This is a genomic window from Streptodolium elevatio, assembly GCF_040649515.1.
In the GTDB taxonomy this organism is placed as follows: Bacteria; Actinomycetota; Actinomycetes; order Streptomycetales; family Streptomycetaceae; genus Yinghuangia; species Yinghuangia elevatio.
The window spans coordinates 26692-53110 of record NZ_JBEZFP010000005.1; the positions used below are offsets into that span (position 1 = coordinate 26692).

At 70.8% G+C, this 26419-nt stretch carries 24 protein-coding genes; 9 read left to right on the forward strand and 15 right to left on the reverse strand.

Annotated elements, in window-relative coordinates; all coding sequences use genetic code 11:
- Window positions 1-24: 24 nt before the first annotated feature.
- The 9 genes from AB0C36_RS03080 to AB0C36_RS03120 form a co-directional block, all read right to left on the reverse strand.
- Window positions 25-1266 (reverse strand): hypothetical protein, encoded by a 1242-nt coding sequence (locus tag AB0C36_RS03080; protein ID WP_358348341.1) that lies wholly within the window; start codon window positions 1264-1266, stop codon window positions 25-27.
- Window positions 1263-2864: a putative type IV secretion/conjugal transfer ATPase gene (locus tag AB0C36_RS03085; protein ID WP_358348343.1), complete on the reverse strand. Its 1602-nt coding sequence runs from the start codon at window positions 2862-2864 to the stop codon at window positions 1263-1265. The genes AB0C36_RS03080 and AB0C36_RS03085 overlap by 4 nt, the downstream gene beginning before the upstream one ends.
- Window positions 2861-4360, reverse strand: coding sequence for an SCO6880 family protein (locus tag AB0C36_RS03090; RefSeq protein WP_358348346.1), 1500 nt, complete (start codon window positions 4358-4360; stop codon window positions 2861-2863). The genes AB0C36_RS03085 and AB0C36_RS03090 overlap by 4 nt, the downstream gene beginning before the upstream one ends.
- An 81-nt stretch (window positions 4361-4441) precedes the next feature.
- A complete protein-coding gene (locus tag AB0C36_RS03095; protein WP_358348349.1) occupies window positions 4442-5278 on the reverse strand; it encodes a DUF8175 domain-containg protein in 837 nt (278 codons plus the stop codon).
- Window positions 5279-5287: 9 nt separating this feature from the next.
- Window positions 5288-5557, reverse strand: coding sequence for a hypothetical protein (locus tag AB0C36_RS03100; RefSeq protein ID WP_358348351.1), 270 nt, complete (start codon window positions 5555-5557; stop codon window positions 5288-5290).
- Window positions 5554-6177 (reverse strand): DUF6668 family protein, encoded by a 624-nt coding sequence (locus AB0C36_RS03105; RefSeq protein WP_358348354.1) that lies wholly within the window; start codon window positions 6175-6177, stop codon window positions 5554-5556. Before AB0C36_RS03105 ends, AB0C36_RS03100 begins: the two co-directional genes overlap by 4 nt.
- A gap of 122 nt (window positions 6178-6299) precedes the next feature.
- Window positions 6300-6527: a hypothetical protein gene (locus tag AB0C36_RS03110; RefSeq protein WP_358348357.1), complete on the reverse strand. Its 228-nt coding sequence runs from the start codon at window positions 6525-6527 to the stop codon at window positions 6300-6302.
- 166 nt (window positions 6528-6693) lie between these two features.
- Window positions 6694-7173 (reverse strand): hypothetical protein, encoded by a 480-nt coding sequence (locus AB0C36_RS03115; protein ID WP_358348360.1) that lies wholly within the window; start codon window positions 7171-7173, stop codon window positions 6694-6696.
- A 926-nt stretch (window positions 7174-8099) separates the two neighbouring features.
- Window positions 8100-9635 carry a helix-turn-helix domain-containing protein gene (locus AB0C36_RS03120; protein ID WP_358348362.1) on the reverse strand — a complete coding sequence of 512 codons (1536 nt, stop codon included), beginning with the start codon at window positions 9633-9635 and terminating at the stop codon, window positions 8100-8102.
- Window positions 9636-10035: 400 nt separating this feature from the next.
- Here AB0C36_RS03120 and AB0C36_RS03125 point away from each other — a divergent pair, with 400 nt between their 5' ends.
- Window positions 10036-11307 (forward strand): DUF58 domain-containing protein, encoded by a 1272-nt coding sequence (locus AB0C36_RS03125; RefSeq protein ID WP_358348364.1) that lies wholly within the window; start codon window positions 10036-10038, stop codon window positions 11305-11307.
- The gene (locus tag AB0C36_RS03130; protein WP_358348367.1) at window positions 11304-13709 is read left to right on the forward strand and encodes a transglutaminase TgpA family protein; all 2406 of its coding nucleotides are present in this window, start codon (window positions 11304-11306) and stop codon (window positions 13707-13709) included. The genes AB0C36_RS03125 and AB0C36_RS03130 overlap by 4 nt, the downstream gene beginning before the upstream one ends.
- Here the strand turns inward: AB0C36_RS03130 and AB0C36_RS03135 are convergent.
- The 3 genes from AB0C36_RS03135 to AB0C36_RS03145 form a co-directional block, all read right to left on the reverse strand.
- Complete coding sequence (locus AB0C36_RS03135; RefSeq protein WP_358348369.1) at window positions 13687-14949, reverse strand: pyridoxal phosphate-dependent aminotransferase; 1263 nt, start codon at window positions 14947-14949, stop codon at window positions 13687-13689. The genes AB0C36_RS03130 and AB0C36_RS03135 overlap by 23 nt on opposite strands.
- Window positions 14950-15205: 256 nt before the next feature.
- Entirely contained in the window at window positions 15206-16231 is a 1026-nt protein-coding gene (locus tag AB0C36_RS03140; RefSeq protein ID WP_358348370.1) for a phosphotransferase, read from the reverse strand.
- 97 nt (window positions 16232-16328) lie between these two features.
- The gene (locus tag AB0C36_RS03145) at window positions 16329-17834 is read right to left on the reverse strand and encodes an aldehyde dehydrogenase family protein (RefSeq protein ID WP_358348373.1); all 1506 of its coding nucleotides are present in this window, start codon (window positions 17832-17834) and stop codon (window positions 16329-16331) included.
- 262 nt (window positions 17835-18096) lie between these two features.
- On the opposite strand from AB0C36_RS03145, the gene AB0C36_RS03150 reads away from it, so the two are divergent.
- Genes AB0C36_RS03150 through AB0C36_RS03160 form a run of 3 tightly spaced genes read left to right on the forward strand, consistent with a single transcriptional unit; the run spans window position 18097 to window position 20703 of the window.
- Window positions 18097-18627, forward strand: coding sequence for a MarR family winged helix-turn-helix transcriptional regulator (locus AB0C36_RS03150; RefSeq protein WP_358348376.1), 531 nt, complete (start codon window positions 18097-18099; stop codon window positions 18625-18627).
- Between the two features lie 19 nt (window positions 18628-18646).
- Window positions 18647-19846: an acyl-CoA dehydrogenase family protein gene (locus AB0C36_RS03155; RefSeq protein ID WP_358348379.1), complete on the forward strand. Its 1200-nt coding sequence runs from the start codon at window positions 18647-18649 to the stop codon at window positions 19844-19846.
- A gap of 38 nt (window positions 19847-19884) precedes the next feature.
- Complete coding sequence (locus tag AB0C36_RS03160) at window positions 19885-20703, forward strand: crotonase/enoyl-CoA hydratase family protein (protein WP_358348382.1); 819 nt, start codon at window positions 19885-19887, stop codon at window positions 20701-20703.
- Between the two features lie 692 nt (window positions 20704-21395).
- Here the strand turns inward: AB0C36_RS03160 and AB0C36_RS03165 are convergent.
- Window positions 21396-22319 carry a LysR family transcriptional regulator gene (locus AB0C36_RS03165; protein ID WP_358348385.1) on the reverse strand — a complete coding sequence of 308 codons (924 nt, stop codon included), beginning with the start codon at window positions 22317-22319 and terminating at the stop codon, window positions 21396-21398.
- A gap of 197 nt (window positions 22320-22516) precedes the next feature.
- Here AB0C36_RS03165 and AB0C36_RS03170 point away from each other — a divergent pair, with 197 nt between their 5' ends.
- Together AB0C36_RS03170 and AB0C36_RS03175 are read left to right on the forward strand one after the other, a co-directional pair.
- Window positions 22517-23329, forward strand: coding sequence for an LLM class flavin-dependent oxidoreductase (locus AB0C36_RS03170; protein WP_358348387.1), 813 nt, complete (start codon window positions 22517-22519; stop codon window positions 23327-23329).
- Between the two features lie 12 nt (window positions 23330-23341).
- Window positions 23342-24106 (forward strand): class I SAM-dependent methyltransferase, encoded by a 765-nt coding sequence (locus AB0C36_RS03175; RefSeq protein ID WP_358348390.1) that lies wholly within the window; start codon window positions 23342-23344, stop codon window positions 24104-24106.
- On the opposite strand, the gene AB0C36_RS03180 is transcribed toward AB0C36_RS03175, so the two are convergent.
- Window positions 24087-24269: a DUF397 domain-containing protein gene (locus AB0C36_RS03180; RefSeq protein WP_358348392.1), complete on the reverse strand. Its 183-nt coding sequence runs from the start codon at window positions 24267-24269 to the stop codon at window positions 24087-24089. The genes AB0C36_RS03175 and AB0C36_RS03180 overlap by 20 nt on opposite strands.
- Window positions 24269-25120, reverse strand: a complete 852-nt coding sequence (locus AB0C36_RS03185; protein ID WP_358348394.1) for a helix-turn-helix domain-containing protein — start codon at window positions 25118-25120, stop codon at window positions 24269-24271. The genes AB0C36_RS03180 and AB0C36_RS03185 overlap by 1 nt, the downstream gene beginning before the upstream one ends.
- Window positions 25121-25229: 109 nt before the next feature.
- On the opposite strand from AB0C36_RS03185, the gene AB0C36_RS03190 reads away from it, so the two are divergent.
- Together AB0C36_RS03190 and AB0C36_RS03195 are read left to right on the forward strand one after the other, a co-directional pair.
- Complete coding sequence (locus AB0C36_RS03190) at window positions 25230-25628, forward strand: ATP-binding protein (RefSeq protein WP_358348396.1); 399 nt, start codon at window positions 25230-25232, stop codon at window positions 25626-25628.
- Window positions 25629-26252: 624 nt separating this feature from the next.
- Entirely contained in the window at window positions 26253-26393 is a 141-nt protein-coding gene (locus tag AB0C36_RS03195; protein ID WP_358348399.1) for a hypothetical protein, read from the forward strand.
- Window positions 26394-26419 lie beyond the last annotated feature (26 nt).

Below are 26419 nucleotides of genomic sequence, written 5' to 3' on the forward strand. Positions count from 1 at the left end.
GTGTTCGTCGCGACCACGGCGCGGCTATCGCCGGAAGATGCTCATACCGCCCTTGACCGCCTTCGCCCCCACGGCCGCGGTGCCGACGACCGCCGCCTGCGCGCCCTTCTCGCCGCGGGCCGCCGGGGAGGTGAAGGGGAAGGCCAGTCTGGTCATGGCCGGGAGCATCACGGTGCCGAGGAAGAGCATCATGGTGGCGCCGAGTTGCTGGGCGGCGCTGGGGTTCTCGGCGGGCAGCTTCGACATGCGCAGCGACACCACGAGCACGACCGTGCAGGCGGGTTTCACCATGACGAAGGCGAACAGGTAAGTCAGTTGCCTGCCGAACCACGAGCGGCCCGACTCGGTCGCGGTTCCGGCCGCCGCGAGCGGCAGCAGGCCGGCGAGCATCGTCACGACGAGGATCCGGCCCAGCATGTAGATGTAGAGCACCAGCGAACCGATGACCAGGAACAGGACGCAGAGCAGGAACAGGAAGAAGTTCAGCTTGTCGAAGTTCTGCGGCAGGATCTTGATGCGTTGCTCGACCGCGTCGCAGTGCGCTTTGCCACCGGCTTTGGACGTGCCCAAACCGTTGATCAGGATCGCTCTGCTGAACCGGTCGCCGGCGAGCAGCAGCAGTTTCAAAATCGTGAGTCCGGCCGCGGCCACCACGACGAGGGTGAACAGCGAGCGGGCGGCGTCCGCGGCCGGCTGGGCGTTGCGTTGCAGGGCCATCCGGGCCGCCACGACGAGCAGCGAGATGACCGCGACCACCAGCGATATGGACAGCGTGTTGGCGACGAGGAAGTCGTAGACGCCCTTGGAGTCGTTGTCCCCGCCTTTGCCGTAGTCGCCCGTGAACGGGTCGTCGACCTCCAGCCACCAGTGCATCGCGTTGGTGGCGAGGTTGTTCAGTTCGTAGCGGATCCAGTTGATGGGCGAGCTCAGGAAGTTGTGCGGGTTCCCGATCTCGGCCTGGTGCTTGACCTTGTCCCAGGTGTCGAACCAGCCGGGCTTCTCCTCGGTGCCGTTTCTGGGCAGTCGGCAGTAGACCCAGGACCACGCCGAGATCCCGTGGTCCTGGTCCAGCGACTTGCCGCCCTCCTTCTCCCAGTAGGTGTTGTGGCCGGTGCACGCCTTGAGAAAGATGAGCTCGACGTTCTTCTTGCCGTCGACGGGCGCGATCTCCATGCCGGTCCACGGCACGTTGTGGTAGACGCCCTCGATGAACGGCTGGAACGGGGGCGCGGTGACCTTCGTCTCGATGGGATCGCACTTGCTCACGTGGCCCACCTTCGGTTGGTGTCGTTGACGTCCAACTCGTCTTCGGTGAGCTCGACATGGACCGGTACGCCGGGGCGCCCGCCGACTTTGATCATGAAGTTGCCGAGGCCGGGGGGCGGCGCCTCCTCACCGCGCTCGGAGTCCCAGCTCGGCGGTGTGGACCAGTCCTCGATCATGTGCTGCTCGGCGTCGGTCATCGCGACGACCTTGGTGAGCATGGGCATCTCCGCCGCGGGCAGGCCTCCGCAGATCACCATCCCGGCGCGCTCGACGAAGCCCCGGGCCTTCATGCGGTCTTCTTCCTCGGCGAGGGCCAGGAGGTCCGACATGGTGTGCGTGATCATGGCCATGCCGACGCCCCGCTGCCGGTTGAGACGTGTGAGGGCGTCGACGCGGTCGACGAGGCCTCGGCCGGCACGCAGCACCCGCCACAGTTCGTCGAGGATGACGAAGTAGCGCCGCTGCGGCTCCAGTCCGGCGTCGGCGAGCGCCTGCGCGGCGGCGATGGTGCCGAAGCCGTAGCTCCAGCAGGCGAGCAGGGCCGCCGCCTGCAACTGCCCCTCGGCGTCGTCGATGCTGCTGACGTCGAAGCAGACCGGCCGGTCGCGCTGCATCGGCTCGGAGGTGTGCCGCGAGAACGTCTCACCGAGCCTGCCGCGTCCCAGCAGACCTATCAGGGACGATTCCAAGTGCTCGGTGATCTGCCGGTAGCGGTCCAGGTCGCCGCGGTCCAGCGCGACGTTGCGCAGGTCCTCGGGGGCCTGTTGGACCACCGCCAGCAGATCGGACAACACCGGTACGCCGTGGAAGCGTTCGTCGAGAATAGCCAGCGCCGCGTTGAGGATCGTCTCCTCGCGGTCCGTCGGCGGCCTTCGGCGCAGCACCGTGATGAGCGAGGCGACGGTATTGAGTCGGCGGCTGTGCGCGTCCGCAAGGAGGGCCTGGCGCTGGGCGAGCGGCAGGCGAGCGGCCTCGGTGGTCACCTCCCCCGGGTCGAGCACGTTGAGGAAGCCGCGGCCGCCGCCGAGTGTGATGACCTGGCCGCCGAGCGCCCGGATGAGGTCGACGTAGTCGGGCTTCAGGTCCCCGAAGACGACGGGGTGCACGCCGTAGCCGGCCAGCCCGAGAGCCTGGCGGCGCACGATGGTCGACTTGCCGAGGCCCGGTTTGCCAAGCACGAACTCGCTGGGGTTCAGGATCAGTTTGGCGCGTTGGAACCAGCTGACCGGGTCGCAGCACAGCGTCGCGCCGCCGACCAGGGCGCGGCCCAGCGGCACTCCGATCGTGGGTGTGCCGGAACCCGCGGCGAACGGCCAGAGCCCGCAGACTTGGACGGACGTGCCGCGCCACTCCGGGGGCGCTTCGACGTACCCGACCGATCCTCCGCCCCAGCCCGGCCAGCCGCGCAGGCCGGGTTTGCGGACGACCGGTTTCCCTTCGAGCTGCTCCTGCGGAATCGGGCCGAGGAACAGCCGTGCCAGGCCCCGGCGTTGCCGGGCGATCGCCGGGTTGCCGAAGGCCGGGGCGCCGCCCGGCGGGCCCCCTTCCCAGAGCCCCGCGGCACCTTCGCCCGGACCGTGCGCGGGCGGGCGGGTCACATCGTCTCCCGAAGCGTCTGCGGGATGCGCAGGTGCCGTGGGAGCACGAAGCCCAGCGGCAGGGCCGCGGCGAACGACGACGCCTGCGCGCCGTACGCCCGCCTCAGCACCAGCCGGGCCGACGCCGAGAGGTTGTCCACGGCGGCGGCGGCGAGCGGCAGTTTCGCGTGCTGGTCCACGGTCGCGGTCACGAGCATCCCGAAGCGCATCAGCCCGGCGCCGGTGGCCTCCTCCATGGCGCTCTGCTCGGCGGCGCTCAGTGCCACCGTGTCGCGGGCGGACACCTTGGTCCCCTGCTGGGCCTTGAACCGGGCGTCCTTGATGTCGCGTTCCACGATGCGCGCCGCCGTGCCGGCGTCGTGCGGCCGGTAGATGATGGTGACGCGCTTGCGCAGGATGTCGTCGTGCGGCGACAGCAGGCGCTGCAGAACGCTGGCGAAGACCTCTCCGCGCGGTGCGTCGGACATCGCCCAGGTGATGGAGAACGCCCCGTCGTGCCGGTAGTGGTCCCAGGACTCCTGCGTCGCGAAGGGACCGGCGTCGCTCCACCGCAGCCCGGCCTCGTTCTCGATGCGTGCCCGGTCGATCAGCACGGCCACCGAGGGGTCGTAGGCGACGCGCACGGCGGCCGCGATCTGCGCGCCCGACATGGGGAACGCCGCGCCCGCCCCGGTCATCGACAGCCCCGCGGTCAACGCGGGCAGGCGGGCGCCGATCTCGGTGGCCATCTCCGCGGCGTCGCGCGACTTGCCGCCGCCTCGGCCGCGTGCCTCGAACGTGAGCGAGATCCGCGTCGATATGCGTGCGGCGCCCACCGGGTAGGCGTCCAGGACCTTGGCGAGCACCCGCTTGGACAGCTCGGGGGAATCGGCGGTGAGGTTGCCGCCGATCTCGTTGCGCAGGCGCTCACCGGTGTCGGGCGCGGTTTCCACGGTGACCGACGCGGCCACCAGGCCGGGCTCGTTCCCGAGGGTGCTGAGCCACTGGCCCCAATAGGCCACCCACGTGTCGATCTGTTCGTCGTCGACGAGTGCCGCGCCGTCGGCGTCGCATTGCAGGACGATCGTGTAGTCGTCGACCGAGCGGATGTGCAGCAGGCCGAAGGGGCGCTGGTACGCGTCGACCGCCTCGTACATCCGGGTGGCCGCCCCGATCCCCGGCAACTGGCAGGTCCCGGGCGGGGTCCGGCCGACCGGCCCGGCACGGTACAGGTGCTTGCCCTGGGCCTTAGCCATGCCCCATGCCGCCCTTGCCGCGATCCACTGCATGCCGTTGCGGCCGTGCCGGTCCCGGATCATCAGCGGGACAAGGACGACGCACAGCATGACGGCCAGGAACACCGCGGCGTACAGCGACACCAGCAGGGCGAAGATGATCGCGATCAGGCCCGCGAGCAGCACGACCGTCGGGATCAGGCCGAGCCCGAGGATCCCCGGTGACGTGGGTTTGCGCCAATTGCCGTACGTACGCGGCCGCGTTCGGACGATCTGCTCCATGCGCCGCCGCTCCTCGGTTCTCGGTGTACACCGGTGGTCCTTCCGCCGTGGTCTGTCCGTGGTTGTCTGCGGGACCCGGGCTCAGCCGACCGTCTGGCTGCCGGAGTCCAGGTCCCACGCCACGAACGCGTCCTCCTCGCGGACGGGCGTCGGGGGCGGGGGAGCGGCGTCCGGCGGGAGTTCGAGCTTCCAGTCGCCGTCGATCCAGACCAGCGTCCAGATGGTGTGCGTGCCCAGGCTTCCGGCGAGGGCACGGTTGACGACGTCCACCCGCACCCGGTCCGGCGTGTAGTCCAGGACGCGGAACCCGGCGGCGAACTCCCGGTCCTCGGGGTCACCCGGAACCGCGGCGCTCGCGTTTGGCCCGGTGTGCTCGGTCCGCTGCCGGATGAACGCGTCCCGTCCCGGACCGGGGGCCAGCAGGTGCTGGGCCACTTCGCCCCAGTCCTCGTCCCACCGGTAGCGCCAACTCGCCTGCACCGCCGCGAACACCGCCCCGGTGGGCGTCCGCGCGTAGCACCGGGCGGTGCTGTCGGTGACCACGGCGGGACCTGCCGTGGGCGAGTAGGGCAGCGGCACGTCGAGCGTGATCCGCCACTCGGTGTCGCGGGGCTGGGCGATCGGGGACTCGACGTCGTCCGCCGGCAACGCCGGACAGCTCCCGTCGCGGGCCACGGGGGCGGTCGAGGGCGGGGTCGACACCGTCGCCTGCCCAGAGCCCAGGCGTACGCTCGTGGGCATGGCCGACGCCGACTCCCCCTCGGAGGGAGGTGTCGGAGGGCCGCTCAGCATCACGAAGCCCGCGGCAAGGACGATCAGGAACACCACCCCCGCCGCCAGCACGAACCCCCGCTCGGTGAACGGGCTTTCCCCGCCGCCGGCCTGCCGACGGTCCCGACCGCGGCCGAACAACGCCACCGCCGGCCGTCAGGCGATCGCGTTGATGGCCGCCGCGCCGCTGCCGACCAGGATCGCGGCGACCACGATCCAGACCAGCCCCATCAGGTGCTGCCCTCCGTCGGCACCGCTTTTGTGCGCCATCGCCATGCGGCCCGCGCACGCGAGGATGGCTATGCCGCAGATCGCCATGACGATCCACGAGCCCCAGCTCAGCAGGGTCGTGAAGTCGTCGCTGATGCCCTTGGTGGGCGCCTTCGGCTTCGGGTTGGGGATATCGCGGAGGTACGTGGAGATCATGGGTACTCCCTTTGCCTGGCAACCAGTCGGCCGAGATCGGCCGCCAACCTCACCGTGGCCGTGACGGCGGGCCCCCGCGGCGGGGGCGTGCCCGTCCGCCACTCCTCGACCCACGGCACCTGCCAAACTCGCGGTACGCCTCCGGCGACGAACCGGAGCGCGTCCCGGAGGACCTTCGGCAACTTGCCCGGCGCGTCCGCGATCGCGACCAGACCGAGCAGTTCCACGCCGGGGACCGCGCCGGAGGCCCACTGCTGGGCGGCCTCCTGGGCCGCGGTCAGACCACGGGCGTGGGTACGTGCCACGAGCACGGCCGGGACGCGCGGCGGGCGTTCGGCGTTCGGCCAGCCGCGGCGCTCCGCGTCCGAACCGCCGGCCGCGAGTGCCAGCGTCGTGGTGCCCGCCCCGCCGTGGCAGGCCACCCACCACCATCCCCCGACCGGACCGTGCCGAGGGGTCCACAGGGGCAGGCCGCCCGAAACGGGCGGGGGGACACGGCCCCGGCCCGGCTGCGAGGGTCCCAGGCGCAGATACGACGGCCGGGTGTCCACGGCGGCCCGCCGCTCCACGCGCGGCGCCTCGGGCACCCACGGATTCGTCTCGTTCGGTTCCGTCTGCATGGCCGCCGCCCTGTCGCCCCGGTGACGCGCCGGGACCCGTCCGCGCGCCGTCGTCCGGCCCCCGTGTGCCGTGGTGGTGTCCGTGGCCGACCCCCGTTCCGCGCGCCCGTGACCCGACGGCGTCACCGGAGCGCCGACACGATGCCCCCGGCGCTCCCGACGAGCACGCAGGCCGCCATCACCCAGAGCAGGCCGACGACCTCGTTTCCGGGGTCGCCGCTGCGGTAGCTCATCGCGAGCCGGGCCGCGCATATCAGAAGTCCCACGAAGCAAAGGCACAGAACGATCCAGGCGACGTAGTTGACGAGCGTGAGCAAGGGCGCCATGTAATCCGTGCTGCCGTCGTCCACACCGCCTCATCTCCTCTTGCGCACCGTTCCCTTCGACCGGTGGCGTGATCGTTCGCGACGGCCGGTCCGCCGTGACCTCAGGCTAGGCAGGCAAGATCCGGTGAACTATCCGGCGACCGCCAACCGCACGGATGACGCGTTTCGGACACCGGCACCATAGGTCTCGTCAGACCGGTGCGGTCGGCGTGGGGGTGGGACGCGGACACACCAACTCCCCACGGGCCAACTGGAGTCCGGCGGGGGTGCCGACAATCGTGGTGACCACCGCGCACAACGACGCGTCGTCGAACACCACCGTGAGGTCCGCGTCCCGTTCGACCAGTCTCTGCTCCTCGACCCGGCCGTCCGACGTCTGGACGATGACGAAGTAGCCGCTGACCGAAGCGGCGTCCCGGGGTGGGCTCCAGCTGACCTGGAGCTGGTCCTCGAAAACTCCCACCGCCACGGACTGCGGTGCCAGGTCCGGGAGTTTCTCCGGCGGCACCGGCCGGGCGCCCACCGGTCCGGTAGGCGGCGGGGGCGAAGAGGGCGTCTCCTGCTTCGGGTCCTGCGGAGGTGCGGCCTCCTCCCCTCCGGTGCCGTCTCCGCCCAGGAAGACGAACGCCGCGAGGATGGCGAAGAGCAGGACGACAAGACCGCCGCCCACGCCGATGAGCAGCCATGGCGGTCGCCGCGCGTCGTCCTCGAACCAGTTCTGCCCCGGCAGGCCGGCGCCGCCTGCGGTGGGCGGAAGGCCCGGCGGTACGTCGGGGTCGTCGCGCAGGTCGGGGGGCGGATCCCCCTCGGGGTCGGTCGTCGGGGCGTACGGGTCCGCGGGACGGGGTGGGCCGCCATGGCCCCCGCCGGGGCCGACGCCGTGGCGCGGGTCCGCCTCCGTGTGCGCGGCTTCGGGATCCTCGATGCCGAGAGGGACGTACTCCCAGACGGGTTCCCCGCCTTCGCGGTCCGGTGCGAGGGTCCGCGTGGATGCCGTCGTCCCGGGCCGGGCCGTTCCGGCCTCGACCGGGTGAACGAGCGGTCCGGAGTGCGTGGTTGCGTCCCCTACGTGCGGCCCGGACGGCTGACCCCAGGGGGACGTCGGCGTCGCACGGATCGGCGCGGCCCGGCGAGGCTCCGATTCTGGGCGGGGCGTTTCGAGGCGAGACGTCTCTGGGCTGGGCGTTTCGGGGCGAGACGACTCGGGGCTGGGCGTTTCGAGGCGAGACGACTCGGGGCGAGGTGTTTCGGGGCGAGACGACTCGGGGCGAGGTGTCCAGGCGGGCTGGACAGGTGCCGCAGGCTGCGGTGCGCTTGCGGCGGGCTCGGGCATGACTCCGGAGCGCCGGCGCGGGGGCGACTTCCCCGCGGCCGCCGCGGCCTTCCCCAGCGCCACCAGATCCGACGCATGCGGAAGCCATTCGGGTGAGGAGGGCAACTCCTCACCGGCGTAGGGATTTTCCGCGTTCCAGTCGCGTGCCGTCGCTGTCAACCTGTCTCCATACCTCGCGGCGTCGGAGCCGTGCCCGGCATCGGACCGGGTTCTCGGCGGCGGCCCCGGCAGGCTTCAGCGCACAGTCCGGAAGGTGTTCGTGTCTATCCGGATCGCGAACCCGCCAAGTCGTCGGGGGCCGCGGCCGCGGACCTTCCGGTCAGGCCCGGCACCGGAGGCATGGCATCCGGAGTGCCGTTGATGCGGGCCTCGGCACGGTCGTGAATGAGCAACGCGAACCACAAGTCGTGGCGCGTACCCGGAAGTTCCAGCAAGGAGCGGCCCAGGTCGCGACTGACCCGCAGCAGTCTCTTCCGCGCCGCGGACACCGACAGCCCGAGTTCCGCGGCCGTGGGCACCACACAGGCGTCGTGGGCGAGCCACGTGCGCACGGTGTCCATACCGACGTCCGAATGGCTGCCGAGGAAGGGGCGCAACTGGCTGAGCGCCCACTGCAGCGCCTGCGGCGAGTCCAGGAGCGATTCCAGCGGCGTGTGCGTACCGGCGCGCCGGGCCCGTACCTCGCCGTTGCCGCGTTCGTGCACGCGCAAGGCGAGCGAGACGATCGCCTGATCGGCCACACGGTTGAGGTCCGCGCCCAGCAGCTCCGCCACCAGACGCAGGCGTTCGCGCACGGTGTTGCGGTGCACGCCGAGATTGCGCGGGGCGTGTTGGGCCAGCCGCAGCCACACCCTTGCCGTACGCAGCAGTTCGGTGGTGTCCGCGGCGGTTCGTCGTGGCGGCTCGTACGTGAGCAGGGGCTCCAGCAGAGTGTGCGCCCACGAGTCCGCCGCGGGGCCCAGCAGTTGGGCGATCTGGCTGCGCGACTCGAACTGGAGGTGGCCCGCCGCCTGGTCGCGGGCGGCGTAGAGCGCGTGCAGGGCCTGCTCGTAGCCCGTGCCGGTCGCCCGGAGAGGCACGACCTCGCTCATGCCGACGAGGCAGCCGGTGGACGCGGCAAGCCGAGAGACCAGGTCGGCGAGTGCCCCCTTGTCCGCGGCGGGAGCCAGCAGAACGACCGCGTCCCGTCGCACGGTGGCGCGGAACGCCCAAATGCCCTCGTCGAGGATCTCGGGCCTGCCCCGGTGGCGTTCCCGCAGCTGCTGGGGGATTCCTTCGAGGACACATACCCGGACCGGATCCGGGAGTTCGCGACGCAGGCTCCCGACCACCTGCTGCGCGGCCGAGGCGTGTCCGGCGCAGAGCAGCCGGAACGCGGCCTCGCGCAGGCGGGTGCGAGTGTCGGCGAGTCTGGACTCGGCCATCTCCGTTCGGTGGGCGCGGAGTTGGACACCGGCCAGCCACGCCGTACGCGCCGCGACGGTCGGCAGGTCCGCCGGCAGGGGGACGGGGCGGCTGGCCACCAGCATCGTCGCCGTGGGCCCCGTCCCCACGCCGACGACGTGGTGGGCGCGGCCGTCGAGCACGAATGTCGCGGAACGGCGCTCCGCCAAACGCACGTCCCTGACGTCGCCGCGGGCGAAGACCGCTTCCGGTCCGTCGAACTCCCCGGCGAGCACGAACGGGCGAGCGGCGCGAAACGCACCCCGCATCTCCACCAGCGCGAACACACAACCGGTCGCCTCGGTCATGTGGTTCATCAAGGCACCGAGCGACGCACGGTGGGTGGTGGCGCTCATCGCGGCGCCGAGCGGGTCGAAAGCAGCAGCCTGTCCCGCGTCCGAAGCCGTCTGGGGTAAGGCCGCGCCCGCGACGCGGGCAGACGACCGCCCACGCGGGGTCGGGAGGGAATCGGTGCCCAACACGGCAATTGCCTCCAGCTACGTCGGAGTCTGCCAGCGATATGCGGACAGTGTGCCCGGCGGTCCGCACACCACCGGCTTAACGCTAGGAACAACCCGTTTCCACCGGGTAACACGTTGCACGGCCAAGCAAGACCCGCGCGAATTGGACAGTCGTTTTGTGTATGTCGCGCCGGACCACCCCGCGTCTAGGGTTCGAGGTGGGAGATCACCGCCGGACGCGGGCCGCCGCGGCACCCGTCGCAGGCGGGTCGACGGCCCGTTCGAGGAGCGGCTGATGCGCCAGGCAGTACCAGGTCCCCGGGTCGTCGGCGAGGCCGCCCCGGGTGGCGGCCCGGGGCGGCTGTCGCTCACCCGGACCGGACTCGGCGTGATCGGCGCCGGATTGGTGTTCGGACCGGCCGGTTGGGCCACGGGCTACCGCGACTCGTTGCTCCTCGGACTCGGCTGCCTGCTGGCGGCGGGCGCGGCGTTGGCGTGGGTGCTGCCCTCCCCCGGGGTGACCGCCTCCCGCACTTTGGTGCCGCCGCGAACCGAGCGGGGTGGCAGGGCGGTTGCCACGGTCCAAGTGGTGCGCACCGGCAAGCGGGCGCGCCGCGGCCTGCAGTTGTCGGACGGCACGGACGACCAGCGCGTGGTGGTCCGGGTGCCGGTCGCGAAGGCCGGGACGCGGATCGTCGCCGACTACGAAATCCCCACGCCGCGCCGGGGCATCATCTCCGTCGGTCCCCTGGAGTTGGTCGTGCGGGACCCTTTCGGCCTGTTTCAGCGTGCACACCGGTTCGGGGCCATGGCCGAGTTGGTGGTGCGCCCCCGCATGGTGCGGCTTCCGGTCCCCGCCTCGGGGCGTGACCCGCATCTCGACGGGACGACGTCCAACGCGGTGAACGGCGCCACTTCGGCGTTCCACGCGCTTCGCGCGTATGTCGCGGGCGACGACCGCAGGCTGGTGCACTGGCGCTCCAGTGCCCGCACCGGAGTGCTGATGGTGCGCCAGATGGCCGACGTGAGCCGTCCGCACACAACAGTGCTTCTCGACACCGATCCGATGAACTACACGACCCCACAGGGCACGTACAGCGAGGAGAGCTTCGAACTCGCGGTCGACGTCAGTGCGTCGGTCGCGGGCTCCGCGGCTTTGACGGCGTTTCCGGTACGGCTCCACGCGGGGGCCGAGGTGTTGGTCAAGGGCGATTCCACCGACGCGGGCGGCGTGTTGGACGCTCTGGCCGAGGTGAGCCCGGGAGGCGGCGGGGGGCTGGGGCGGGCCATCTCCGCTCTCACCGGCTCCCGAGGCGGCGGATCGCTGGTCGTGGTCACCTCGGTGCTCGCCGGCGCGGCGCCCGCACGGATGGTGTCCGCCGTTCACGGCAACTTCGATCGCGTCCTGGTGATCCAGGCCGGTTCACCCCTCGCCGGGCAGACCGGACGCACCGCACCCGCCGCACCGGCGCCGGGAACTCCCTCCCCACGCGGAGGAGTCGGGGTATTCACCCTGGACACGCTCGACGAACTGCCCCTTGCCTGGAAACGGATGTCCGTCGGGTGACCGCTGCCTCCGCTCCCGGCGTCGGCCGCGCTCCGACCCGGCCCGGCACGCGACGTCCTGCCGACGGCCCGACACGGCAGGCGCAATTGTCGCTCGTCCCGGTCTCCTTGCTGGCCCTGTGCGCGGGCGCCGCGTTCCGACCCGTGTTCGGCTGGCCCGCGATCGCCGGCACGGTGACGGTCGCGGCGCTGCTGCCGGTGGCGCTGACGTACCTGGTTTCCGCGCGCTTGCGTTTCCCCCTGGCTTCCGCCGCCGCCTTGACGATGTTGTGCGCCCTGGTGGCCGGCTGCGCGACCCTGTTCGGCGACCGCGCCCCCGGGGGATTCGTACCCACCCCGGCCTTGGCCCGCGAGTTGGGTACATCTCTGGCAGACGCGCCGCAAACGCTACTGGGGATGGTCCTGCCCGCACCTGCCGACAGCCGACTGCTGGTGCTCGTCTTCGCGATTGTGTGGCTCGTTGCCTGGAGCGGCGCGGAACTCGCCTTGCGGGGGCGCGGTGTTCTGGTTCCCGCCCTGCCCGCCGCGGTGGCGCTTGCCGTGGTGCCGCTGCTCGCGGTCGGCGCGCCCCAGGGCGGGCTGCCGCTTGCGATGCCGGCGATCGTGATCGCCGGGGCCATGGCGCTCATTCGTACGCCGGACTCGGCCGTGCGCACCGAGCAGCTGGTGACGGGAGGCGTACTGGTTGGCGTACTGGCACTGATCGCGGGCCTGATCACACCGGCAATGCCTGGGGGTTCGCGCCGGGCGGTGGACCTGCGTCCGCACGCGCGCCAGGCCGAGCCGCTGACGGTGCAGGGCGTCAACCCCCTGGAACGGCTGTCATCGTGGCTGCGCGACCCGGAGCGCCCGATGTTCACCGTTTCGGCGCCGGACGCACCCGCCGACCAGTTGTGGCGGCTGACGGTCTTCGACGAGTACGACGGCATCCGCTGGCGTCCCGTGCACAGCCTGGTCGCGTCCGGTGGGCGTGTCCCGCCTGGGCCGGACGCCGAGACGGCCGCACGGTCTCTGAGCCAGCACATCGTCGTCGACCAACTGCCGGGCCCCTGGCTGCCGTCCGCCGATCGGCCCGAGAGCGTGGACGTGTCCAGTCCGGCGGGGATGCGCATAGCCGTGGATCCGGAAGGCGGCGTTCTGGCCGGCGACCGCCGGCTCCCCCCGGGCAGCACCTACTCGGTCGTCTCCAAGGTGGCCGTACATTCACCGGAGCGCACCCAGTACGCCGTTCCGGCCGACGACCCCGAGGGGACGGCGCTGCCCTATCACGACGCGACCGGCGCGCCGATCGAAACCGTCGACGCGCTGCGCGCGCTCGCGCAGGAGGCGACGGCGGGGACGAGCTTCCCCTACGAGCAGGCCGTTCGGCTTGCCGAATGGCTGCGTGCCCGCTGCGTGTTCGACGAGGACGCAGTGCCGGGGCACGGCTACCGCCACCTCGAGTTCTTCCTGGGGAGCAGCAGGAGGGGGACCTCGGAGCAGTTCGCGGCGGCCTTCGCGGTCTTGGCCAGGACACTGAACCTGCCCAGCCGGGTGGTGGTGGGCTTCCGGTCGCCCATGCCGACCGAGGGCCGGTTGCAGGTGCGGGCGGGGGACGCGCTGGCGTGGGCAGAGGTGCACTTCGCCGACGTGGGTTGGATCTCGTTCTTTCCCACGCCCGAACCCGGACCGGCCGCCGTGGTGCCTCCGCCGCCCCCGGAGCCGGTCGTCGAGCCCGCTCCGGCGCCGGCTCCCGCACCCGCCCAGGGCCAGGACCCGTCCGAAGCCGAGAAGCAGAAGCAGGACCAGGCGGACGGCTCCGGAAGCTCGCGAGACGGAATTCCCTTGTGGGCGTTGGTCGTCGGCGCCGTTGTGGTGCTCGCGGTCCTCGTCGCCCTCGGGCTCGCGCTACGCCCGACGGTGGTGCGGCGGCGGCGCATGCGCGGCCCGCCGGAACGGCGAATTCTCGGTGCCTGGGAGCAGTTGCAGGTACGCCTCCTCGAACTCGGCATGCCGGCAACCGGCGCGTTGACCGCCACCGAGGTGGCAGAGTATGCGCGGGCCCGGGTCGGCGACCGGGCCGGCGAAGCCGCGGGAGTCCTCGCGCGGATCTGCAACGAACTCGCCTTCGCAGCCGACCCGGCCCCGATGGCACAGACCTCGGCCGCCTCCCTGGCGTGGCGGTGCTGCCGCGAGGTCGAGGCGGAGGTTCGCGCGGAGCGGCGGCGAGACCGCGCGATGCGCCGACGGGCCAAGGCGCACGCCGTCGCGACGACCATCGTGCCGCGCCGCCGGAGGCGGCCTCCGGCGGATGCCTGGTCGCACCGCCGAGACACGGGGACCGGGAAGCCGGGGTCCGCGGACCCCGGCGCAGGGCTGGCCGGGGCCGGGACACCGGTGGTCAGCGGCCCCCGGCGCCCTTGACGCCGCCGGCCGCCGGCTCGGCGCTCGCTCCGCTTTGCAGGGCCTTGGGGTCCGGCGGGCGCCGCGTCGCGGTCGTGGCGGCGAGAGCGGCGTCCCACTGCTCCAACGCCGCTGAGATCCACGCCAGTTCGGTCGGCTTTTCGGATTCCAGTGCGGCCTGCCGCTGTTCGTCGTCGACGCCGTACAGGAGTGACGTGGCGAGGCGTACCCGCAATGCGGATGCGCGGTCGCCGAAGACGGCCCCGGGCAGGACCCCGCAACCGTGCCCGGCCGTCAGCGTGTGCGCCAGTGCCTCGCCCGACGTGATCCCCGCGTCTCGTTCGAGCCGCCGGCGGTGGGTTCCGAAGTCGGCATAGACGTAGAACGCCGCCGCGGGGCGGTGCGGCAGGACACCGTGACCGGCGCAAATGTCGGCGACCGCGTTCGCGACGCTCGCGTGCAGGACGTTGCATTGCTGTACGTGTGCCACCAGTTCGCGGGGTTCGTCGAACGCGAGCACGGCGGCGTGCTGTACCGGATGGACCGGCGCCGACCAGATCTCGCTGCCGATCCCGATGATCCGGTCACGGAGCCTCCGACCGGTACAGGAGTCGGGGAATCGCGCGACGCCGAGACGCCAGCCGCCCAGCGCATGGCTCTTGCTCAGGCCGGTCGTGACGATGGTTCGTTCGGGCGCGTACTCCGCGGGGCTGGGCAGGTGGGCGCCGGGCACGTGGACGAGGTCTCGGTAGATCTCGTCCGAGACGATGACCAGGTCCTGTTCCCGGGCTACTTGGCACAGTTCGCGTATCGTCTCCGCCGAGGCGTAGGTGCCGGTCGGATTGTCCGGCAGGGTGACCAGGATCTGCCGCACCTCGTGTCCGGCTGCCCGCGCGAGGGCCACGGTACGGGCGAGCGCGGCCGGATCCGGGACGCCGCCTTCGCCCGGGCGGATGGCCACGGGCCACGACCGACCGCCCAGGATGGACGCCTGGGCGGCATAGGACACCCAACTCGGCCTGGGCAGCACGACATCGCCGCCGATCGCCAGGCGGAGCGCGAACAGGAGCGCCTTGCTGCCGGGCCCGACGAGCACCTGGCCGGGCGCTGTCGGCATCCCGCGGCGGCTCCAGTACCCGGCCGCCGCGGCGCGAAGTGCGGGGAGTCCGGCGATCGGCCCGTACGCGTTGCTTCCGGCGGCGTCGGCAAGAGCCTCACGCAGCAACGGATGCACGGGAAGCCCCACTTCGCCGAGCGCCATCGGTACGACGCGATCTCCCCGAGCGCGAAGGGCCTCGAGTTGCTCGTTGGTGGCGAGAGTCGCAGACGGCAGCACAGGGCCTCCAGAGCAGTTTTCACGGCAGCCCGCACGTCCGACGGCGCGGTACCCGCCTATTGGGATACACCGACGACATGGCAACGAATATCCTTTTTGCGATGGCCATCCACCATCAGCCGTCCACCGACTCGCCGCGAAGGCGCGGCATCGTCCCCGGGTTCTCCGGCCAAAACCCCCTTCACCCGCCGGATTCGGCCAGGTCCGCGAGCGTGGCGCCCAGATGCCGCCACGCGTCGTCGGTGTCGCGGGTGCGCTGGTGAGGGCCGCGGAAGATCTCCACGAACTCCATGGTGTCGACGAGGGACCAACGCAGGCGGTAGAAGGCCAATGCCTCGGCGTCGGGCGCGCGCCCGGACGCCTCCGCGTACCGCTCCGAATCGCCGGAATCGCGCACGACGTGCCACAGGTCGCGCTCGGGGGCGGCGAGGCCCACGGTGTCCCAGTCCACCAGGAGCAGCCGGTCGGCGTCGTCGCGCAGCAGATTGCCCGGATGCGGTTCCCCGTGCGTGACGACAAACCCTGTACCGGGCCGCCGGTTGTCCCGATCCACCCGTTCCGCGGCCGCGTCGAATTCGGCGAGGCGGCGGCGCATCACCCCGGCGTACTCGGCAAGCAGCGCGCGGGCGGATTCGGCGTAGGGGCCGCCGCCTCCCCAACGCGCTCCCTCGGCACTCGCATCGGCAAGCGCGGCCTCCAACTGCCGGCGATGGGGCAGCCGGACGTCGGCAACGGGCACGTCTCCCGGCCCCTCGACGCGGTGCAGGCGCGCTAGAAGGTCGATGACCGAGCCACGCTGCTCCGCGTCGAGTTCGTCGCCGAAATGGCCGGACTTCGCCGTCATGTGCGGGAAGACGCTGAGGGCGTAGCGGTGCCCGATGCGCGCGACGGTGTCTTCAGAGCCGGGCACACGCAGCGGCGCGACGACGAACTCCAGTGCTCCGCCGTGCTGATCGGCGAGTACAGCGGCGGTGTCCATCGCGCGCCGCAGGCCGTCGAACGCCGTGCCGGGATCCGGACCGCAGTGCGCCTTCGCGGTGAGGTCGGCGACCGTGGCGAACCACCGCCGCCCGTCGGCGCCTTCGACGGACCAATGGTGGTCGCCGAAGCCGACGGCGGCGTACGCCATTGCCGCGGGTTCGATCCCCCACAGCGCCAGGGTCTCGCGCAGGCAGGCGTCGTGCAGGTCCGAGGGCTGTTCCTTCATCCCCCGAATCTACGTTCCTGGTCCGTGGACGACGAAGCGCAGTCCACCCGCCCCCGCGGCTCGATCAGCCCATAGTTCGATCAGCCCAGCACTTCGATCAGCCCAGCAGTTCGATCATCACGGACTTCTCGCGCGTGTTCTCCAGCACCGAGTCGTGGCCGTAGCCGCTGTCGCCCATGCCCGCGAACGGGAGACCCCCGCCCAGGCGGCGGTAGGTGTTGACCCAGATGAAGCCCGCGTGCAGCGCGGCGGTCAGGCGGTGGGCGCGGGCGAGGTCCTGCGTCCAGACGCCCGCGGCGAGGCCGTAGGGGGTGTCGTTGGCGATCCTGACGGCCTCCGCCTCGTCCTCGAAGGGGATGACGACGGCGACCGGGCCGAAGATCTCCTCGCGGCAGATGCGCAGGCTGTTGTCGGCCGCTCGGAACAGCGTCGGCTCGACGAAGTAGCCATCGGCGAACGGGGATCCGTCGTCGAACAGGGCCGCGCCGTGGCGTCCGCCAAAGACGGGGGTCGCGCCCTCGGCGAGGGCGAGATCGAGATAGCCCGTGACGCGGGCGTACTGCTCGGCGGACACGATCGGGCCCATGGTGGTGGCGGGGTCGAGGGCGTCACCGAGCACGACGTCGGCGACAGCCGCGCGCATCCTGTCGAGGAAGTCGTCGAGGATGCTCGCCTGGACGAGGACGCGGGTGCCCGCGTAGCAGACCTGGCCCGCGTTGCCGGTGTAGACCGCGGTGGTGGTGACGCCGACCGCCGCGGCGTCGAGGTCCGCGTCCGCGAACACGATGTTGGGTGACTTGCCGCCGAGTTCGAGCGCAAGAGGCTTGAGGTTGTCGGCGGACGCACGCGTGATGACCTGACCGGTCTCGGTCGACCCGGTCAGGCTGATGCGGTCGACCCCCGCGTGCCGCACGAGCGGGTCGCCGACCTCTTCGCCCAGGCCGGAGACGATGTTGAGGACGCCCGGCGGCAGCACGTCGGCGATCAGCTCGGCCAGCCGCAGCGAGGATGCCGACGCCTGCTCGGCAGGCTTGACGATCGCGGTGTTCCCGGCGGCCAGGGCCGCGCCGGCCTTGGCGGTGAGGGTCGGGAGCGGGGCGTTCCACGGGATGATGCCGAGCACGACGCCGTACGGCTCACGGCGGGTGAGCCCCACGGTGGTCGGGCCGATCTGCGTGCTCATGCCGCGTACGGCCGCATCGCACTCGCCGGCGAACGCGTTCCACATGTACGCCACACCCGGCACGTCGCCGCCGCGCACGTCGCGGATGATGCGGCCGTTGTCGCGCGCCTCGATCTCGGCGAGTTCGGCGGAGTTCTCGGCGACGACGCGGGAGACCTCGCGCAGGTACATCGCGCGGCGCACCGGCGGCAGCGCGGACCAGGCGGGGTACGCCCGCCGCGCGGCCGCGACGGCTGCCTCGGCGTCCTCTCCGGTCGAGCGCGGGACTCGCGCCCAGACCCGGCCGGTGGACGGGGCGACCGAGTCCAGACGACCCCCTCCCGCGGCCGGGAGGATCTTGCCGTCGATCAGATTGCCGAACTCGCGCGGCGGCTCCGCCGTGCCGTGCGTCGTCGCCGTCGTCGTCCCGGTCGTCGCCATCGAGCGGTACCTCGCCGTCCGTGTTCCGTCGTGCTCGGGTTCGTGTCCTGCTGTGTCCTGCTGTGTCCCGCCGTGCTCTGCCGCGTCCTGCCGTGCTCTGCCGTGCTCTGCCGTGCCCACGGTTCTAGCGCGCCCGGACCGCGCGTTTCAAGGCCACGAGGGGCACTATTCAAACAGTCGACTGATTCACTGCTCGCCTCGGCCGGTCTCCTCGGCGCGGTGACCCTTGTCTGTTGGATGCATACATGCAAGCATCCGGCGCATGCCCGCCGATCGGCCGTTCGAGGCGCTGCCAGGCCGCTTCCCGGAGAGCGCGCCGGAGAACTTTCCGGAGGACTCCGCGGAGGCGATGGTCAGTGCGTTCATCACGCTGGTCACCGACGTCGACCGGACGCCGGCGTACCGCGCCCGGATGGAGGGCTCGGCCGGGCGGCCGCTGCCGCGCTCGGCGATCTCGATCCTGTTCGTGCTGTATCGGCACGGGCCCCTCGGGGTGAAGGAGATCGCGGACCGGCTGGGGGTCGAGCAGTCCACCGCGAGCCGGCAGATCCGGCCGCTGGAGGACCAGGGCCTGGTACGCCGCGAGGGCGATCCGCGCGACGGCCGGGCCGTACTGCTGCACCTGACCGACGAGGGGCTCGAGACACGCGAGTTGATCCGCCAGGTGTGGCTGCGTGACATCGCCACCGTCTGGGCCGACTGGGACCCGGGCGACCGCGAGCAACTGGGAGCGCTGCTGACGCGGTTCCGGGACTCGTACCAACGGCTGCGCGACGCGCGCGGCGAGACGTGAATCGGAGGTCGGAGGTCGTATGCACATCGCCTACACCCCGGAGCAGGAGCAGCTCCGTCGCGAACTGCGCGCGTACTTCGCCGGGATCATGACGCCCGAGTTGCGCGCCGAGGCCGCGTCCGAGGGCGAGGCCATGGACCGGGACAGCGCCTACTGCAAGGTGATCCGGCAAATGGGCCAGGACGGCTGGCTCGGCATCGGGTGGCCGAAGGAGTACGGCGGCCAGGCGCTCACCAACATCGAGCAACTCATCTTCCACGACGAGGCGATGGGCGCCGGGGCGTCGATCCCGCTGCTCACCCTCAACAGTGTGGGCCCGGCCATCATGGAGTTCGGGTCGGACGAGCAGAAGTCCTTCTTCCTGCCCAAAATCCTCGCCGGTGAGCTGCACTTCGCGATCGGCTACAGCGAGCCGGGTGCCGGGACGGACCTCGCGGCGCTGCGTACCAGCGCGGTACGCGAGGGCGACGAGTGGGTCATCAACGGGCAGAAGATGTGGACTTCGCTCGCCAGCGTGGCCGACTACATCTGGCTGGCGGTCCGTACCGACCCCGAACAGCCGCGCCACAAGGGCCTGTCGGTGTTCTGCGTGCCGACGGACACCCCCGGCTTCTCGTGGAGCCCGGTGCCGACGCTTACCGGTCAGACGACCACTGCGACGATGTACGACAACGTCCGCGTGCCGCACTCCGCGCTGGTCGGCGAGCCTGGCGACGGCTGGAAGCTGATCACCGGACAGCTCAACCACGAGCGGGTCGCGCTGTGTTCGGCGTACGGCCTGCAACTGCTCGTGAACCAGACGCACCGGTGGGCGCGCCAGGTGGTGCTGCCGGACGGGACGCGGCTGATCGACCGCGACGTGGTGCGGCTCAACCTCGGGCGGCTGCACGCGCGGACCGAGTACCTGAAGCTGCTCAACTGGAAGGCGGCGTGGGGGGCCGACCACGGGGCGAAGTTCGGTCCGGCGCAGGCGTCGACGACGAAGGTGTTCGGCACGGAGCTGTACGTCGAGGCGTACCGGATGCTCATGGACATCCTCGGCGAGGAGGCTTACCTCACCGGCGCGGCGGCGGAGGACGACCTCGGCGGCCAGATCCGCTCGCGCGTCGAACGCATGTACCGCATCTGCCTGATGCTCACCTTCGGCGGCGGCACCAACGAGATCCAGCGCGACATGATCGCCATGCTCGGCCTAGGCATGCCCCGCCCGCCCCGCTGACCCCCTCTCCGCCTCTCTAGCGCATGGAGTTCCGCACCATGACCGACGAACAGTCCGCTCCCCCCGTCCTCGTAGAGCGCGACGGCCACATCCTCGTCATCACCCTCAACCGCCCGCACGCGCGCAACGCGCTGACGAGCGAGATGATGGCGATCCTCGAAGACACGTGGGAACTGGTCAACGAGGACCCCGACATCCGCGTCGCGATCCTCACCGGGGCCGGCGGGGCGTTCTGCGCCGGGGCCGACCTCAAGAACATGAGCAAGAGCGCTCCCGGAGACGCGTTCAAGGGCGACGGAGACGGTACGAAGCTCGCGCTCGACATGTCGGTGATGAAGTGGATCCTGAAGGGCTTCACCCTCAAGAAGCCGCTGATCGCCGCCGTCGAGGGCCCGGCCATCGCGGGCGGCACCGAGATCCTCCAGTCCACCGACATCCGCGTCGCCGGCGAGTCCGCCCGCTTCGGCGTCTCCGAAGTCAAGTGGGGCCTGTTCCCGCTGGGCGGTTCGGCGGTACGCCTCCGCCGCCAGATCCCGTACACCGCAGCCGCCGACATCCTCCTGACCGGCCGTCACTTCTACGCCCCGGAGGCGAAGGAACTCGGCCTGATCTCCCACCTCGTTCCCGACGGCACCGCCCTCGAGACGGCCAAGGAGATCGCCAACACCATCGCCGCCAACGGTCCGTTGGCCGTGCAAGCGGTCCTCCGCGTCCTCCGCGAAACCGACGAACTCCCCGAGGACGAGGCCTTCAAGATCGAGTCCGAGATCGGCATGCGCGTCTTCCTCTCCGAGGACTCCCGCATCGGCCCCCGCGCCTTCGCCGAGAAGAAGACCCCCGAGTTCAAGGGCCGCTGAAACCCGGCCGCCCCGTGCAGCCCCACTCTGGGGGCATTCGGCCCCTCCCCGGGGAACACGCCCACCCACCCCACTTGTTGAACCAAGCACGGGCCGTCCACGCGAATCCCCTCCGTGGACGGCCCGTCGCCAACTCCTCGAACAACGCGGCGCCGGTTCAAAGTGACTGGAGCGTCAAGAACGCGGTCAGCGCCAGCATGAGGGTGACCAGCGCCGAGTTGAACGCCTGGGACCCGGCGCTCGGCCAATACTGCGTCCCGCCCTGATACATAGCCCGCAAGCTACTTGTTCTCATCCGTCGTCATCTGATCCCCGGCTTCGTCCTGGGTGCGTCCAGTGGACGGTGAGCCGGCTCAGCGACGCCCCACCCGCTACACCGTTACGCCCCGGCATTCGACGGGCACGCCGCGCTGCCCACGAGCGATCACGGGACCGATCGGTGACAGGCGCAGGCCACACCGTCGGTACGCCACCGTACCGGCTCCGACATGGACAAGTAGAGGAGCGCACGGTGCTGGTCAGCTTTCGGTGTGGCCGATGCCGCCCGAATCGTCGCGATCGTGGCTGGACGGATCCCCGTCGGCACGGTCAACTTCGCCATCGACTCCGTCACCCGGGCTGCCGCGTACAAAGCCCAGTTCGACTGACACGACCCGACCGATGCCGGTTCGTGCGGGCGTAAGTGCTTCTGCCTAGGCGACCTCGTACGCGACTTCGGAGGCGACCTCGGAGGCGACCTCGACGGCGATTTCCAGGGCGCGGCAGGCGAGTGGCGAGTGGGTGCGTCCGGCGCGCCAGTGCAGGTAGATCTCCCGGGGCGGGATGCGCGGGCGCAACTCGTGGACGCGGAGCCGGGTGTCGGAGAGCACGTCGCCGCCGAGGATGACCAGCCACGGCAGGATCGCCGATCCCATGCCGACCCGCACCATCGACAAGAGGGTGTCGTTGACCGCGGTGCGGAACACCATCTGCGGACGGGCGCCGCTGCGGGCGATCGCCTGTTCCACGCGGGGTTGGTCGCAGTTGAGCGGCCAGGCCAGCATGGGCGCGCCGTCCAGTCGCTCCAGCGAGACCGGGCCTTCCGGGAAGGCACCCGGGGCGGCCACGAGCAGGTACGGGTCGTCGAGCAGCTTCAGGTGTTCGAGGCCGCCGCTGATGCGGGGGTCGATGCGGCCGTCGTAGAACAGCAGGTCGAGGTCGCCGATCTGCGGCTGGTCCGGCTCCTCTTCGGAGAGCCGGATGTCGCAGCCCGGGTGTTCGTCGCGCAGTCGGCGTACGAGCGACGGCAGGATCACGTTGGACACGCTCTGGAACGTGCCGATGTCGATCCGGCCGCGTCCGGCGTTGAACCGGTCCACGGCCTCGCCGAACGCGACTGCCTTGGCGAGGAGTTCGCGCCCGTGGTCGAGGACCACGCGGCCGAGCGGGGTGAGGCGTACCGGCTTGGGGCCGCCCGGCCGGTCGAACACCAGCCCGCCGACCACCCGCTCCAGCGCGGCGATCTGCTGGCTCACCGTCGACTGCGTGTAGCCCAGTCGGGCGGCGGCCCGGCCGAACGAGCCTTCTTCGGCTATGGCGACCATTGCCGCCAGGTGGCGCAGGTCCACGTCGGTCACGAGCTTCAACATAGTGGTGTCCATTGGAAGAAGCGATTGAGCCGATCGGAAATCATCGTTTTTCGTGATGGGCATGGGGGCTCTAACGTTCCGGTCATGACCTCACGTCAACTGCACGGTGAGCAAGGGCTCGGGAGCGTGGAAGTCGGGTCCTGTACCAGGCCCTGCGTACGACCGGCCGTGGAAGGGGAACGCCCGTGAGCCGACTGCGATCCGCGCTGTGGCTGCCGCTCTTCGACGACCTCGCCGACCCGCTGGTGGTCGCCCGCCTCGCCGCGGAGGCGGAGGAGGCGGGCTGGCACGGCTGCTTCGTCTGGGACCACCTGCGCTGGCGGGAGCCGGTGCGACTTGTCTCCGACCCGTGGATCACGCTGGCGGCTGTCGCCACCGCGACGGAACGGCTGCGCCTCGGACCCATGGTGACGACACTCGCCCGGCGGCGGCCGGCCAAGGTGGCGCGGGAGACGGCGACGCTGGACCACCTGAGCGGTGGGCGCCTCACTCTGGGGGTCGGTCTGGGCGGTGACCGGTTTGGTAGTGAACTGTCGAAGACGGGTGAGGAGTTGGACGACCGGCGGCGCGGGCGGATGCTCGACGAGTCGTTGGAGGTCCTGCGCGCCGCGTGGTCCGGCGAGCCGGTGCGGCACCGCGGCGAGCACTACACGGTTGACGACGTCACGTTCCTCCCTCGGCCGATCCAGCGTCCGGGCGTACCGGTGTGGGCGGCCGGATTCCCGGGCAACGCCAAGCCGATCCGCCGGGCGGCCCGGCTCGACGGGTTCTTCCCGGCGAATTTGGAACACCCGGGCCAACTCGCGGGAGTCGTCGGCACGCTGGCGGACTTGCGGGCGGGTGACATGTCCTCGTACGACATCGCCGTCGGGTTGGCGCCCGGCGTCGACCCCGGGCCGTACGCGAAGGCCGGAGCGACGTGGCGGCTGGCGGAGTTCGACCCCGGTGTGCGGATCGACACCGTGCGCGGCGTGCTGCGCGACGGCCCTGCGGCGTGAGGGGATAGGGCGATGACCTTCGACTACGACGCGGAACTCGTTCGCTACCAGGAACGGCTGTGGGCGGCCGCGGACATCCGCCCGGACGACCACGTCCTCGACATCGGCTGCGGCGCCGGACAGACCACGCGAGCGGCGGCCCGGGCCGCGGTACGGGGGTCCGCACTCGGCATCGACGTCTCGGCGCCGATGCTGGAGCAGGCCCGCCGACTGGCGGTCGCCGAAGGGCTCGGCAACGTCGACTTCCTCCAGGGTGACGCCCAGACCCATGCCTTCCCTGCCGAGCAATTCACCGCCGCTGTAAGCCGGTTCGGCACGATGTTCTTCGCCGACCCCATCGCGGCCTTCGCCAACATCGCGCAAGCCCTGCGCCCGGGTGCGACGTTCGTCCAGCTGGTCTGGCAGGCCCGCGAGCACCAGGAGTGGAGCACGGCAATCCGTACGGCGCTCTGCGGCAGTCACACGCCCTCACCGTCGGCCGACACGGCCTTCACCCTCGCCGATCCGGAGTCGGTCGCCGGTACCTTGACCGCGGCGGGGTTCACCGCGGTGAACGTCGTCGACGTACGCGAGCCCGTGTACTACGGCGAGGACGCCGCGGAGGCACGTGTCGCAGTACTCCAACTACTGGTCGCACAAGAGCTACTGGCCGGCCGAGACGCCGCCTCCACCGACCGGGCACTCGACCACCTCGACGCGACCCTGGCCGCCCACGACACCGGCAGCGGAGTGTGGTTCGACTCCAGGGCCTGGCTGGTCACCGCCCGCCGAGCCTGAGGAACTGCCGCCACGCATCAGGCCCGAGGGCAAGCTGCGGCCCCGACACGCGCTTGGAGTCGCGTACCAGCACCTGTCCAGCAGCCTCCGCAGCCTCGACACACGTCGCCGCGCCGGTGTCAGAGTGGCTGCTCCGCGTCCACCGTCGCCTATCTGCCGCCATCAACACTCCAGAACATCCCGAGCCGCTTCGCGCAGCAACGTCAACGTGTCGGCCGGGCTCAATGCTGCCGCGCGAAAATGCTCGAAGCCAGTCCGAAACCGCTCAACCTCGGACGACTTCTCCAGATACAGCTCCCCGACGCTGTTTTCCACCATCACCACATCGTGATCCAGCTGATCCGGGAATGACAGGATCACGAACGGCCAGCCCATGGACGGATAGGCTCCTGCCGCGAACGGCAGGACCTGGATGGTCACTGCAGGGAGCCGCGCCATGGCGATCAGGTGATCCAACTGGCGCACCATGACATCGCTACCGCCGACCGGTCGCCGGACTGCCGCCTCGTCCAGCACAGCCCAGAACGCGAGTCCGGGCGCCCCGAGCCGCTCCTGCCGCCGCATGCGTGCGGCCGTGCGCCGGGCAACCTCCGCCTCCTCGACCACGAGACCGGTTCCGATGACGGCCTGGGCGTACTCCTCGATCTGCAGGAGCCCTGGAACCGTCAGCGTCTGGTAGTTGCAGATGGATGACGCCTCGGACTCCAGCCCGATGTAGGGCCCGGGCAGCAAGTCGCTGTAGGCACTCCACCAACCACGACGCCGGGCCTCACGCGCAAGTTCCATGGTTGCCTCACGCTGCCGTTTGTCGGTCACCCCGTAGATGTCCATCAAGTCGCGCGCATCGCGCAGGCTCACTCCTCGATGGCCGGTTTCAATCCGACTGATCTTCGATGCGGAGACGAGCAGACGTTCCGCCACCTCCTCGCAGGTCAGACCCGCGGCTTCGCGCATGCGCCGAAACTCCGCCGCCAGGCGCTTCTTTCGCAGGGTGGGTCCGGGCTCGGTGCTCATCGCGCCTCCAGATGGCATTTGCCGATTCGTGTTGCCGTTTGGCTCGAAGCGATGCCACCCTAGCGTGAGCAAACAACTACAGTCCGAGGTTTTCGCGAAAGGGGCGCTCATGCACCCGCGCCAGACGGCGATCTACTGCCGCCTCGCCCACACGCTCCCGGCGGAGCCGATCGCCGCACGCGAAGCCCGTTCTCACGTACGCCAGTTCCTCACCTGTCACGGCCTCGCCGACCTGGCGGACGACGCGACGCTCCTCGCGTCCGAACTCGTCAGCAACGCGCTCCGTCACGCATGCGGCAAGCCCGAACTCCGCATCTCACTCTCCTCGGACGTACTCCGCCTCGAAGTGGTGGACGGTGGACCGGGCTTCCCGAGCCCCCGTACCGCCGAAGACGGGGACACCGACGGCCGCGGGCTCTGGCTCGTCGACCGCATGGCCGCCCACTGGGGCTTCAACCGCGCCAACAGCATCAAGTCGGTCTGGTGCGAACTCGCCATCCCCGCCTGAAAAAACCTGCTACCCCACCTCAGCGCGTACGGCGCCAAGTTCGGGCGAGTCGATGCACGGACAAGGCGGCGCGGCAACGCAGCCGCCACCCCAAAGCCCGCAACCGCCATTGCCCCCCGCATGTGACCGCTCCCCGTGATCCGCACCCACCCAGCGCACCGGAGTCGGCACCCAAAGGCGACGGGAAGGTCCCCACAAGCAGGCGGTTCATTCATCGGGACATTGTCATATTCACACTGGTACGACTCGACCGTGTCCTCGTCGGGCCGTCGTCCACCACTCGCACGGCGTACGGCTCGCTGTCCGCCAACGCGCCGTGCTCGTCGCGCACGCTACGGTGCATCGAGCGTTTCACTGCCTTCCTCCAAGGAAATGTGGAGTCGGGAGGACGGTGTCATGACGTGTGATTCCCAATACAGTCCACGGAATCCTGGCCAGCCGCACGGTCTCAGCGAGGCAGACTTGAAGAGCGTTTCACAAGCGCTCATGTGAAACGGACGGGCCCGGCTGAACAGGCGCACGTCCGACGGGTGCGGGCAGGCGTGCGCTCAGTTTTGGGGGCACCGTTGCATCTTCTGGCTGGGGCGCAAGCGGCTCGGCCCGAACGGCTACGACTGGACGCGGGTGTCCGCGCGGGGAGAACTCATCAAGGCCACGTACTACTACATCGGCTTCCAGTGGAACGGCACCGACGCGGGGTCGCGGGTCTGCGTCGACAACCACGACCTCCAGGCGTACCGGCAACGCGGCGACGGGGCCCGGTGACGCTCTAGGCACAGCCGAGACACAGG